The 12,846-nt window shown below is 39.9% G+C and carries 13 protein-coding genes and 1 pseudogene; 8 read left to right on the top strand and 6 right to left on the bottom strand.

What is annotated here, in order from left to right:
- The 4 genes from CIK86_RS02275 to CIK86_RS02260 form a co-directional block, all read right to left on the bottom strand.
- Entirely contained in the window at positions 1-1,344 is a 1,344-nt protein-coding gene (locus CIK86_RS02275; RefSeq protein ID WP_011328898.1) for a Na(+)-translocating NADH-quinone reductase subunit A, read from the bottom strand.
- Positions 1,345-1,689: 345 nt separating this feature from the next.
- Positions 1,690-2,883, bottom strand: a complete 1,194-nt coding sequence (gene fabV, locus CIK86_RS02270; protein ID WP_086993907.1) for an enoyl-ACP reductase FabV — start codon at positions 2,881-2,883, stop codon at positions 1,690-1,692.
- A 116-nt stretch (positions 2,884-2,999) separates the two neighbouring features.
- Positions 3,000-3,305, bottom strand: coding sequence for a BolA family protein (locus tag CIK86_RS02265; protein ID WP_011328900.1), 306 nt, complete (start codon positions 3,303-3,305; stop codon positions 3,000-3,002).
- A gap of 62 nt (positions 3,306-3,367) precedes the next feature.
- Positions 3,368-3,958: an alpha-ketoglutarate-dependent dioxygenase AlkB gene (locus tag CIK86_RS02260; RefSeq protein WP_011328901.1), complete on the bottom strand. Its 591-nt coding sequence runs from the start codon at positions 3,956-3,958 to the stop codon at positions 3,368-3,370.
- Positions 3,959-4,001: 43 nt separating this feature from the next.
- Between CIK86_RS02260 and CIK86_RS02255 the strand changes: the two genes are divergently transcribed.
- Genes CIK86_RS02255 through CIK86_RS02240 form a run of 4 tightly spaced genes read left to right on the top strand, consistent with a single transcriptional unit; the run spans position 4,002 to position 7,764 of the window.
- Entirely contained in the window at positions 4,002-5,150 is a 1,149-nt protein-coding gene (locus tag CIK86_RS02255) for a methyltransferase (protein WP_011328902.1), read from the top strand.
- Positions 5,151-5,711 (top strand): YajG family lipoprotein, encoded by a 561-nt coding sequence (locus tag CIK86_RS02250; RefSeq protein ID WP_011328903.1) that lies wholly within the window; start codon positions 5,151-5,153, stop codon positions 5,709-5,711.
- A 2-nt stretch (positions 5,712-5,713) separates the two neighbouring features.
- Positions 5,714-6,334, top strand: a complete 621-nt coding sequence (locus CIK86_RS02245; protein WP_086993910.1) for a peptidylprolyl isomerase — start codon at positions 5,714-5,716, stop codon at positions 6,332-6,334.
- A 50-nt stretch (positions 6,335-6,384) separates the two neighbouring features.
- Positions 6,385-7,764: an MFS transporter gene (locus tag CIK86_RS02240; protein ID WP_011328905.1), complete on the top strand. Its 1,380-nt coding sequence runs from the start codon at positions 6,385-6,387 to the stop codon at positions 7,762-7,764.
- Positions 7,765-7,852: 88 nt separating this feature from the next.
- On the opposite strand, the gene CIK86_RS02235 is transcribed toward CIK86_RS02240, so the two are convergent.
- Positions 7,853-8,092, bottom strand: coding sequence for a helix-turn-helix transcriptional regulator (locus tag CIK86_RS02235; RefSeq protein WP_011328906.1), 240 nt, complete (start codon positions 8,090-8,092; stop codon positions 7,853-7,855).
- Between the two features lie 387 nt (positions 8,093-8,479).
- Here CIK86_RS02235 and CIK86_RS02230 point away from each other — a divergent pair, with 387 nt between their 5' ends.
- Positions 8,480-8,668, top strand: coding sequence for a hypothetical protein (locus tag CIK86_RS02230; RefSeq protein ID WP_011328907.1), 189 nt, complete (start codon positions 8,480-8,482; stop codon positions 8,666-8,668).
- Positions 8,669-8,983: 315 nt separating this feature from the next.
- Here the strand turns inward: CIK86_RS02230 and erpA are convergent, their stop codons facing one another.
- On the bottom strand, positions 8,984-9,322 hold the full coding sequence (erpA, locus tag CIK86_RS02225; protein WP_011328908.1) for an iron-sulfur cluster insertion protein ErpA: 339 nt from the start codon (positions 9,320-9,322) through the stop codon (positions 8,984-8,986).
- A gap of 254 nt (positions 9,323-9,576) precedes the next feature.
- On the opposite strand from erpA, the pseudogene CIK86_RS02220 reads away from it, so the two are divergent.
- The 3 genes and pseudogenes from CIK86_RS02220 to CIK86_RS02210 all read left to right on the top strand — a co-directional run bounded on the left by CIK86_RS02220 (position 9,577) and on the right by CIK86_RS02210 (position 12,845).
- Positions 9,577-11,260 (top strand): annotated as a pseudogene (locus CIK86_RS02220) (chloride channel protein).
- A 16-nt stretch (positions 11,261-11,276) separates the two neighbouring features.
- Positions 11,277-11,711: a CopD family protein gene (locus CIK86_RS02215; protein ID WP_011328910.1), complete on the top strand. Its 435-nt coding sequence runs from the start codon at positions 11,277-11,279 to the stop codon at positions 11,709-11,711.
- A gap of 117 nt (positions 11,712-11,828) precedes the next feature.
- Positions 11,829-12,845: an aspartate carbamoyltransferase gene (locus tag CIK86_RS02210; protein WP_011328911.1), complete on the top strand. Its 1,017-nt coding sequence runs from the start codon at positions 11,829-11,831 to the stop codon at positions 12,843-12,845.
- Position 12,846 lies beyond the last annotated feature (1 nt).

Raw genomic sequence — 12,846 nt, 5'->3', positions numbered from 1 at the left:
CTAGCCTTCCTTCTCGATCGTAGTTAAGCAATCGCGTAGGGCTGCGCCATACTCGTATTTGCCCGGACAAACGAAGGTACATAACGCTAAGTCTTCTTCATCTAGTTCAAGCGCGCCTAATGACATTGCACTGTCTACATCGCGTGACAATAGGTCGCGTAATAATAGAGTTGGCAAAATATCTAACGGCATTACACGCTCATAGCTACCAATTGGTACCATGGCACGTTTTGAACCACCTGTTGACGTTGTCATTTTAAATAAACGACTCGGTGCAAGGTGAGAAATAAAGGTACGCGTTACGGAAAATTTATCACTACCTGGTGCAATCCAACCAAACAATTCTTTTTCGCGACCTTCAAGTAAAACAGATACTTGAACGTGGTAACGACCTAAGAATGCATGAACACCGTTTGAAATAGAACCTGACAATACTGAACCAGAAATAACACGGTTATCACCGTCTTCTAATTCGCCAGCAACTAAATCATCCAATGAAGCACCTAATTGTGTTTTCACTAAACGAGGGTTTTTAACGCGAGGACCTGCAAGAGAAATTACACGATCAGTGTAAATTTCACCGGTAAGGAATAAGTGACCAAAGGCGATAACGTCTTGGTAACCAATATGCCAAACCTGCTTGCTAATAGATACTGCATCAAGATGATGGATATGTGTGCCAACAAGGCCAGCCGGATGCACACCACCAAACTCATGTACTTCTACTTGAGCTATAGATGAGCTAGGAACTTGGCTACCTGCTTGTTTACAAACAAATACTTTACCGTCGGTTAAACGCGACACAACAGCTAAACCTGCTTCGAATGCTTGCACATTTTCAGCAATAATTACCGCAGGATCTGCAGCAAGTGGATTAGTGTCGATTGCGGTCACAAAAATAGAGCTAGGATTTGCATCCACTGCCGCTACTTTACTGAATGGGCGAGCACGAAGTGCTGTCCACTGACCAGACTGTATAAGTACTTCTTTGGCTTTTTCACGATCTAAGCTCGAAAGCTCGGCATCAGAAAAAGTACCAAAGGTGATTTGCTCACTGCCGTTAACTTCAATAACAACAGATTGCAGTACACGTTTAGCACCACGATTAATTTCTTTTACTGTGCCAGAAGCTGGAGCAGTAAATAATACACCTGGGTTCTTTTTATCTTCAAAAAGTACCTGGCCTTTTTTCACTTGGTCATCCACACGAACATGCATGGTTGGACGCATACCGATAAATTCTTCACCTAGCACAGCTACACGTTTGACGGTAGAACCATCATGAATAACTTGCTGAGGAGCGCCCTCTATGGGTAAGTCCAGACCTTTTTTTATATTGATCATACGCACTTGCACTACATTAACGGAAAGAAACTGAAAAATCGTATCAACCACGTCGCCATATTAACTATAACAAGTTGTGTAAAACTAACTTGCTATAAATACTAAACAAGCAACGCAGTAAAACTCCTCACATATTGCTATGATTTTAACATCATTGTGCAACACTATGCGAGTGTATTTATAAAAATTATACCAGAGAAAGACTTATTTACGCTTGATGTAGCTATTTAATAAAATTCAAGCTAGACCAAAGTTGTACGTTTACTAAGAAACATTATTTTTATAAAAAAATCAGTAATAAAAAAGTCGCACTAGGCGACTTTTCAAACTGTTTTGTACAATTGATTAGTCAATCATATTCGCAATAGGCTGAACAGGGTCAACCTCTTGCTCATAATCAACGCCTTGTATACCAAAACCAAACAAGCGTAAAAACTCATTATGATAACCAACATAATCGGTTAGTTCATCAATGCTACTAGTATCTACTTTATCCCAAATAGCTTGAATACGTGCTTGTACGTCATCTTCTAGCTCTTTATAGTTTTGGAATAAATGACCGCCTTCGTCAAAACGTGGCGTGTCGCCGTATAAGTTTTCGCTAAATAACGCCTGTATTTGCTCAATAGTACCTTCGTAGGTGCCATCGGCTTTCATTACTTTAAATAAAGCAGAAATATACAAAGGCATAATAGGAATAGCCGAGCTAGCTTGTGTTACTACCGCATTAAGTGACGATACATACGCTTCGCCATTTAAATCACTAGTCGAAGCTTTAATAGCAGCCGTTGCACGATCCAAATCTTCTTTTGCTTTACCAATCGTTGCATGCCCGTATATTGGCCATGTTAGCTCTTTACCTATGTAGGTATAAGCAGTGGTTTTGAAGTTATCGGCTAGCACATCGGCTTGTTTTAGTGCATCAATCCACATTTCCCAATCTTCACCGCCCATTACTTTAATAGTATTGTCGATATCATCTTGGTTTGCCGCTTCAACGGTTATTTCATCAATTTCACGCTTTGAGGTATTCAGATTTTTAGTTGTAACTGCATTACCAATTGGTTTAAGCGTAGATGAGAACACTTCACCGGTATTAGGATCGGTACGACGCGGAGACGCTAAGCTGTAAATAATTAAATCTACTTTGCCTAAATCGGCTTTAATAGTATCAATTGCTTTTTGCTTAATTTCGTTTGAGAACGCATCGCCATTAATATTTTTTGACCAAAGGCCTGCTTCGTCTGCAGCATTTTGAAATGCAGCTGTATTGTACCAACCTGCAGAACCCGTTTTGCGCTCAGTGCCTTCTTTTTCAAAGAAAATACCTAATGTTTTAGCACCGCCACCAAACGCCGCAGTAATACGCGATGCAAGGCCATAGCCTGTAGAGGCACCAATAACTAATACATTTTTAGGGGCATTTTTTAATGCACCTTGTTGCTTTACATAATTAATTTGTTCTTGAACATGTTCGCTACAGCCCACTGGGTGGGCATTGGTGCAGATAAATCCACGAATTTTAGGCTTAATGACCATTGATCATCCTATATCTTTACAATAAAAATTAGCGCTAGTTTAAAGGCTAATACTAAAAACACTGATCTGATCAGTTAATCTTGAGTGTAAACATCAATCAAATCGCTATTAATTGTTTAAGCTGACTTAGAGCCACCCATACAATTGGGTGAATCAGGCGCTTCACCATTATGTTCAGCAAACTCATCTGGCGTATAAGTATGAATAGCCAGTGCATGAATATGATTGGCTAATTCATCTTTTAAAATTTCATTAATTTCGCGATGGCGCTGTAATAAGCGCTTACCAGCAAACTCTTCGCTAACCACTATCACTTTAAAATGCGAGTCGCTGCCAGCACTGTGCATATGGCTTTCGTTAATTACATTTAAATGCTTACAGGCAATTGCATCGCTGATTTTTTGTTGAATTTGTTGCTGCATGACATAAACCATTATTGTTACTTATTTATAAGCCCACTATAGCAACTTGCTAAGCCTAATGGCTAACGCTTTATCAAGCGAAAGGTTAAACTTATTCGCGGATGAGCCAAGGTAGTTTGCTTAGCAATAGCGTGTTGATAGTCGCGCTGACTATTGCCACTCATAATTAAACAGCTGCCACTATGTAGCTTTAAATTAGTAACTTTATTGCTGGCTTTGTGTTTTAGTTTTAATACTCGTTCAGCCCCAAGCGATATACAAACAATAGTAGGTTGATGGCCAAGCTCTGCTTCATCGTCGCTATGCCACCCCATAGTATCGTTACCATCGCGGTAATAATTTACTAATAGTGAATTTAATGGCTGGTTTAAATGCCGCTCTAAACGTTTGCGCATCGCCAGTAAAACATCAGGCCAAGGCTCTACTATTAACTTACTGTGAGAATAACCATACTCAATATTATTTTCACTGATAAAACACTGCAGCCGAGGAATTGGCCCCGTTTTATTGTAAACCGTAACATTAGGCTGCTGCCAACACAGGTTTTGCTGTAAATAGTAGAACAAATCGAGGCTTTTTTGTGCACTAAGCGCCCTACTTTGATAAGAAAAGCCATTTGGTAACAGTTGGGGGTTGGCGTTTGGCCGTTGCATGTTAGAATTTACCTATCATTTGATTACTGATCACTAAACTATTATGACCATGCAAGCACAGCTCGGCGATAAAACCTTTACTCTTGAACGCTTTCCTTTGGATCAAAAAAACCGCAGCTTACAAGCTTGGGATTCAGCCGACGAATATTTAATCGACTATGTTAGCGAACATCATCCTGATTGTCGCTCTTTGCTGATTTTAAATGATAGTTTTGGCGCGCTTTCTTGTTATTTTAGCCACAAGCAATTAACTGTTTGTTCAGTAAACGACTCTTATATTAGCCACCAAGCAGCAGCTTATAACTTAGCAGAGAATAAAATACCTGCTATTACCTTTAGCCAGCTCGATAGTTTATCGGCTTTACCTGAACAAGTTGATTTGGTACTTATAAAAGTGCCACGCACATTAGGCTTTTTACAGTATCAACTGTCTGAGCTTAGCGAAGTGCTTGCACCCGGAACGCCTGTTATTGCCGCGGCAAAAACAAAAGATGTGCATAATTCAACAATTAAAGCGTTTGAGCAGTTTATTGGCGAAACAAAAACAAGTTTAGCGGTTAAAAAGTCACGCTTAATTATAAGCCACGCACAAGGTGGGTATAAAGCCGCTGATTTTCCGGTAAATTGGCCACTTGAAGGCACTGACTTTACTATTAGTAACCATGCAAATGTGTTTTCGCGTGATTCATTAGATATTGGCGCACGGTTCTTTTTTAACTACTTACCAGAAACCAATAAAGCTAAAAGCATTATTGATTTAGGCTGTGGTAATGGCGTGGTGGGTTTAATGGCATTATCGCGTTGCCCAAATGCAAATATTACTTTTGTTGATGAGTCGTATATGGCCGTTGAATCGGCACGCTTGAATGTAGAGCTCAATATGGAAGCTAAATATGAGCAATGTTCATTTGTTGAAAATGACTGTTTATCGGGATTTGAGCGCGACAGTGTTGATATGGTGCTATGTAACCCGCCATTTCATCAAGCTCAAGCGGTTACCGACCACATTGCATGGCAAATGTTTAAAGAAGCAAAAGATACTTTAAAAGAAGGTGGCGAATTGCGTATTATTGGCAACCGTCATTTAGATTACCACGACAAACTAAACCGTATGTTTGGTAACTGTAAGCTACTAGGTTCTAACAAAAAGTTTGTTGTACTTAGTGCCACAAAAAATACCGGAATGTTATAAATGCAAATTATAAAATACCTTTTACCTTGGTTGGTGTTTTTGGCACTGCCTGCATGTAGTAATCAGCCAAATCAGATAATACTTAATCCTGTTTATAAAAATGGGCAAATAAGTTCAATCAACAGCAGCTTAAGTACCAGTGTAATTGATTTAAGAGGTGATACTGCCACCTTAAAACTTATAGAGTCTGACAAAACTAAAACTTTTGCCAGCCATGGTATTACAGCCTCAGTAAAAAGTGCGCTCGACAGCGCCCTAAGTCGTAACGGTGCCAGCATTTCTAACTTAGCCACGGTGCGCTTTGAAGTAGATATTCATGCTTTGCAAGCAGTTGTTACCGAAAAACTAATGAGCCACACCAGCGCGGCTTCTATAGAGTTTGGCGTGCGGGTTATTCGCGCTACCAGTAACTTTAGCAAAGTATACCGAGGCAATGCTAATTTAGCAGGGCCACTGGGGCACGACAGAGCAAAAATAGAAGGTCAGCTTAATAAGTTGACTGAGCAAATTATTACCCGCATTGTATCTGACCCTGAATTAATAGAATTTTTAGAAGGTTAACAATGAAACGACTTTTTTTAATCTGCTTAAGCCTATTCTTTAGTACCACTACGCTTGCTGCTAAAGAAGGCCGTTTTGTACAAAAAGATAATATTTTTCCGCGTGTTGAAATAGTCACTTCACTGGGTAGCATAGTGATTGAGCTTGACCGCTCTAAAGCCCCCATTACTGCAAATAACTTTTTAACCTACGTAATGGATAAAAGCTATCAAGGCAGTGTGTTTCATCGTATTGAGCGTGATGTAGAAAACGACCGCGACTTTGTTATTCAAGGTGGCGGCTACGATAAAGACTACGATGGACTACACGAAAACGATCCTATTTTTAACGAAAGCGGTAATGGCTTAAAAAACGATATGTATAGCATAGCTATGGCGTATCAAGACCGCCAACCTCATTCAGGAACGCGCCAATTCTTTTTTAATATGGACGATAACGACCATTTAAACCCTGGCAGAGAATGGGGGTTTGCGGTATTTGGCAATGTAATGGACGGCTACGACACGCTAGATAAAATTATGGCGGTAAAAACCGGATTTAACGAAAAAATTGGCTACGACTTTGTACCCAAAGAGCCTGTAGTTATTTTAAATATTAAATTACTTGAACAAGTTCCCCTGTAACTATTAAAAGAGCAGCCTAGCTGCTCTGTGTTAAAGCCAATGAAGGCCCTATGAGCAAAACACTCTCTATTCGCGAATATTTTTCTTATTTTAAAGACAAACGCCTTATCAATATTTTTATATTTGGTATGAGTAGTGGTTTTCCATGGGTGCTGATTGGCTCTGTAATGTCGGCATGGCTAAAAGACGAAGGCTTAAGCCGCAGTATGATTGGCTTATTTGGCATTGTGTTTGGCGCTTACAGCATTAACTTTTTATGGTCGCCGTTAATTGATCGTACCAAACTACCCTTTTTATACAAATGGTTAGGCCAACGCCGAAGCTGGATACTGTTTTGCCAAAGCTTTATTTTACTTGGCACACTGCTATTAGCAGGGCTTGATTTAAAAGCCAATTTAGCGCTCGTCGCCGCACTTTGTTTATTAATAGCCATAGCCTCTGCCACTCAAGATATTGCTATTGACGCTTTTAGAATAGACGCCCTGGGCGAAAATGAATCTCACAAAGCGACCGCCGCCGCTGCCATGGCAACCTCGGGTTGGTGGTCGGGTTATGCGCTACTTGGGGCCATTCCGTTTTATATGGCCGATATACCTTCGATAGATTGGCCGCAAGTATACTACTTTTTATCCGCCATAATGCTGCTACTAATGAGCTGTGTATTTTGGGCAAAAGAACCCGAATCAAACCGCGAAGCAGTGCACGCTGAGCTTGAGCGGGTATACCTTGAAAAACTTGCCGCCAGCAAGCAAACACCATTAACTAAAACACTCGCTTGGCTTGCAGTTACTGTGGTTGATCCGTTTAAAACCTTTTTTGCTAAAAATGGCGTTAAAACCGCGTTGGCACTGCTTGCATTTATTTTCTTATTTAAAATTGGCGAAGCGTTTTTAGCTCGCATGTCGATTGTATTTTATAAAGAGGTTGGCTTTAGTAATACCCAAATAGCCAATTACTCTAAGCTAGGCACCGGATTAATTACCATCGTATTTGCCTTTTTAGGCAGTATTTTTAATCATAAATATGGCATTGTTAAAGGCTTATTTATTAGTGGTGTGGCAATGGCGGCATCTAATTTAATGTTTTCTTGGATTGCACTTGCCGGCCCACAAGAGCATTTATACGCCATGGCTATTGTGGTTGATGGTTTTACTCAGGCATGGTCGCTAGTAGCTATGGTGGCATTTATATCCATGCTATGCGATAGAGCATTTAGTGCAACACATTATGCGTTACTTGCGTCGCTGGGTAATTTAGGGCGTACTTTACTGTCGAGTTACAGTGGGGTAGTAATAGATGATTGGCTGGCGGGTAACTGGTCGCTATTTTTTATTCTTACGGCATTAATGGTGTTGCCATCGTTGATATTTTTATACTTAATTCGTCATAAACTGTATCAGCTAGAGCGTAATTATCACCAAAATACTTAAACTCAATACTTAAACTCAATACTTAAAATAAATTATTTACTTGGCATATTTAAAGGTGCATTAAAATATGCCAAGTAACTTGCGGCTATTAATCAACTTTAAGTAAGTTTAATGCCTCATGCGGATCAACTTCGAGTGCATTACAGTAGCGCACAAATTCAATTACATCTAAGCGGCGCTCTTGGTTTTCAATTTTGCCAATAAACGAATGTGGTGTACCCAATAACTGCGCTAAACTACGCATTGTATGCCCTTTGTCATGACGTTTACTTTTAAGCCATTTGGTCAGTTTTGCATTTTCTTCTGATGAAACTGTTTTACCCATCATGTACATCTCCTACTTAATGCGGTGTAAATACTAATTGATGCAATTTATTAATAGCGCTCAGTGAGTACACTGCACAACAGCCTAATTGGGCATTGATTGCAGCTCAGCTTTACTAATTACTCATTGTGAGCTAAAAAACGCTATAAATAATACTTACTTATTGTGGTGGTGAATGAAATTTTGCCCGTCTCATTCTTATATATTGTATACTATTAACCCATTGGTAAAATGGCTAATTACATTCGGCACAGGTTAAATAATGAATATATATTTACCAAGCCTGAATAGATAGCTTAAACCATTAATAAATATTTGTAACAATTTTGTTCCATTTTAGTGTTACATGTTTATGCTTAATCAATAACGAGCACCCTAAAAGGCTAAATAATGTTCAGGCTACTTTTTTTACTTCCTATTATACTGTGCTTAGGCTGGTGTTTTTTTCTTCGCCACCATGGTGTGCCTATTAAAAAAGGCAAAAGAGGCTTTGTATATATACTCGCGTTTTCTACTTTTGTACTTGGCTTTTTTATATTAATGATGCAAATAACCGAATTCACTCCTAGCGAATTTTAGGCATTAAAAAAGCCGCAAAAGCGGCTTTAATATTTTATTGTTTACCCAGGGTTTGTTGACCTTTGCGGGTTAATATTTGTTCCAACTAGGGGCAATTTAATCGCGGCGCTAGGTTTGTAACCTAGTGGGCTAAGTGAAAACCGAGCAACAAAGAGTTAATTGCCCCTAGGCAGAACCCTTCGGGCAGCGCATGTTTGGCATTGATGCTACGTTATCGCCTATTTATGGGGAATAACCACACCACATAGGCTCTGCCTTGCCTAAATACCAAACACACTGCTGCAAATTTAACCTTGAAAGATCAACAGACCCTTGTTAAATAGTAAAGCTTGAACCACAACCACAGGTTGTAGTTGCATGAGGATTAGTTACAAAAAAGCGTGCGCCTTCTAATCCTTCAGTGTAATCAACTTCGCCGTCTACTAAATATTGTAAACTCATCGGATCAACCACCAGCATCACGCCATTTTTGACGATTTCTAAATCACCTGGATTGGCCTTTTCATCAAAGGTAAAACCGTACTGAAAACCAGAACAACCACCACCCGTTACATATACGCGTAATTTAAGTTCTGGATTTTCTTCTTCATCGATTAACTGTTTAACACGATCGGCTGCCGCGTCAGTGAACTTAATTGGTAATTCTTCAGACATTTTAAAAACCCTCAATATCGTAATGCCGTGATTATCTAATACCCGAGTGTTTTAATCAAGTATAGTAAAATAAAGGTTGCAGGCACTCGCTGCTGTTAGTAGCAAACTAAACCTAAATATTGAGTCCAGCATCGCTTATTTGCGTATTTTAACGTTAACTTTTCTATAAATGTAATTATTTTACAAAATCACAACGACTTAGCGAGTGGCTTTTGCTAAAATGACCGCTGAAAAATGCTGCGGGGAAATAAAGCATGTGGCTTGAGCAACTCAGGCGTCGATTAGCCAAACCTAAAACATCCGTACAATTATGCTTATTAGGCGTAAGTGCCGGATTAATAGCTGCATTTTTTATTATTTTATTTCGCTTAACGATTCTTTTTTTTCAAAGTATATTTTTAGAAACTCCCGACAACTTTACCACCCTCCCCACTTTAGAACGTGTATTAATGCCCCTTATTGCGGCACTCTTAATTGCGCTTTTTGCGGCTTTTACTGGCTTTAAACATTATCGCTTGGGTATTCCGTTTGTAATTCATCGTATTAAACGCCATTACGGGCAAATGCCACTGTATAACACCCTAAACCAATTTGTTGGTGGTGCATTGGCCCTGATCAGCGGCTTTTCGGTGGGGCGCGAAGGACCTTCGGTGCATTTAGGTGCAACTGGGGCAAGTATCTTAGCAACTAAACTGCACTTACCTCATAATGCCATGCGTACCCTTAGTGGCTGTGGCATTGCAGCTGGTATTGCCGCCTCGTTTAACACGCCGTTAGCAGCGGTTATTTTTGTAATGGAAGTAGTACTTCGAGAATACAAAGTACATATATTTGTGCCAATTATGCTTGCAGCTGTTACTGGCGCTTTAGCAACCCAATTTGTATTTGGCGAAGGCTCAGAGTTAGCACTTATAAGCATTGCACCGCTAAGTGGCTGGCATTACCCGTACTTAATATTGTGTGGCATGGCGCTGGGCGCAATAGCCTATAGTTTTAATCAAAACTTAATGTTAATTATTAAAACGTTTAAACCACTTAGCATGTTTCCTCGCTTACTTATTGCTGGCTGTATTGCCAGCTTAATTGCGTATACCGTCCCCCAAGCTATGGGGTCGGGTATGAGTGCAATTACTATTGCGGTTGAATCCCCCTGAAGACATGCAATTATTAACTACTATTTTAATTGCTAAGTTACTCGCCACATTATTTGCGATAGGTTTGGGTATTCCCGGTGGTTTAATTGGACCGGTTATAGGGCTGGGGGTTTTAATTGGTACTTTAATGGCCTTTTTTGCCCAGTTTATTAGCCCAGGTACAGATATAGCAGGCACTTATGGTGTACTTGGCATGGCAGGATTATTAGCAGCAACGCTGCATGCACCGCTTGCGGCTTTAACCACAGTGATGGAGCTCACTTCGTCTCCAGAAATAATAGTGCCTGCAATGATAGTTATTACCACCGCTTATGTTACCGCGCTGCAAGTGTTTGGTAATCGCTCGATATTTTTACAACAGCTGGATTTTCAAGAGTTACCTTACCAGGTATCTCCCGCTACTGAGGCACTACAAAAAGTAGGGGTAATGGATGAAATGGATGAAGACTTTAAGTTGCTTTACTCCGACGATAAACAGCAAATAAAAAACACCCTTGATGCGATGGACAGCCAAACCCCATTAATTGTATTTGATGAAGAAAATGGTTACCGATTGGCTGAATATGACTTGAGCTTAATGTCGGATCAAGCAACTAACCTTAGCTATATTAGTTTGGCCGGTATTAGCAGCCAAGCCACTTTAGCTGATGCCTTTGAGCTATTAAATGATAAGCGCAGTGGCGCATTGTATGTATATAACTTATTACATAATCAACAAATTATGGGATTACTACGTTGGGATCAAATCCATCATATTTTAACCATTCGTAACAGCTTACTTTAATTTAAATGAGGGTAATATGAGCGCATTATTAATTTACAAAACCTTGCATATATTTTTTATGATTGCCTGGTTTGCCGGTATTTTTTACTTACCAAGGTTATTTGTGTACCACGCTATGAGCGAAGAAAGGGCATGCAACTCTATGCTTAAAGTAATGGAACGTAGGCTGCTTTTTTTTGTCACTCCGTTTGCCGTGTTAACCGCGGTATTTGGTGTACTCACTATAGTTGAATATGGCCGCGATTGGTTTAAGTACAGCATGTGGTTGCATTATAAACTAGTGCTAGTAATTATTTTATACCTATACCATGGTTACTGTTTTAAGCTTTTAGCTGATTTTAAACATGACCGTAACACTAAAAGTGACCGTTTTTATCGTATTTTTAATGAGTTACCCGTTATAGCACTATTAATAATAGTGGCACTGGCGGTAATAAAACCCAGTTTATAATAAAATGTTTCTAGGTAATTTACTCTGCCAACTAGCTAAGTAACTTTGCTATAATATGCGCGATTGCGTGCTCCTTTAAGGATTATCGCGCCTTTTTGAATAAGTAGGAATAACCCCATGTTAAGTTTCCAAGGTGAAAATATACTCTCAGTTAATCAACTCGACAGAGACTGTATTGAACGTATATTTGCAGTAGCTAAAAAAATGGAACCCTACGCTAAAAAACAAAAGCGTACTAACGTGCTAGAAGGTGCCATTTTAGCCAACTTATTTTTTGAACCTAGCACACGCACACGCGTAAGCTTTGGCACCGCTTTTAACTTACTCGGCGGACTCGTTCGCGAAACAACCGGCATGCAAAGCTCAGCGCTCGCTAAAGGCGAGTCGCTTTACGACACCGCCCGTGTTATTTCGGCGTATGCCGATGCTGTCGCTATGCGCCACCCCGATGCAGGTTCGGTAAGTGAATTTGCAACAGGCTGCTCAATCCCTGTGATTAATGGTGGCGATGGCCCTAACGAGCACCCCACTCAAGCACTGCTCGATTTATTAACCATTGAGCGTGAGCTTAACCGTTTTGAGCAAAACATAGATGGTATGCACATTGCGCTAGTAGGCGATTTAAAATATGGTCGCACTGTGCACTCTTTATCAAAACTATTATGCCACTATAAAAACGTGAAATTTTCGATGGTTGCACCCGATGGTCTACAAATGCCTAGCTATATATTAGATGCAGTAGATAATGCAGGTCATAAAATTGAATTGGTAAACAAAATGGAAGGTAACTTAGCTGCCGACATAGTTTATCAAACGCGTATTCAAGAAGAGCGCTTTCCTTCGCAAGAAGAAGCCAACAAATACCGTGGTGGGTTTAGAATTAGTCAATCAATTTACACTGCACATTGCAAACCTAATTCAGTGTTAATGCACCCGCTACCACGCGATAGTCGCCTAGAAGCCAACGAGCTAGATAACGACTTAAACGCAAATGACAATTTAGCTATATTTCGCCAAGTACAAAATGGCGTATTAATTCGTATGGCACTGTTTGCTTTAACCCTCGGCGTAGAAAACAAAGTCGAGCAGTATGAAGTAGACGTACCTTGGTTTAGCCGCAAACGCGATAGCTAAA

Origin of the sequence: Pseudoalteromonas sp. JB197 (assembly GCF_002332205.1) — a bacterium.
GTDB lineage: Bacteria > Pseudomonadota > Gammaproteobacteria > Enterobacterales > Alteromonadaceae > Pseudoalteromonas > Pseudoalteromonas nigrifaciens.
Note: the sequence above shows the minus strand (reverse complement) of the source record. Positions and strands in the feature narration are given on the sequence as shown.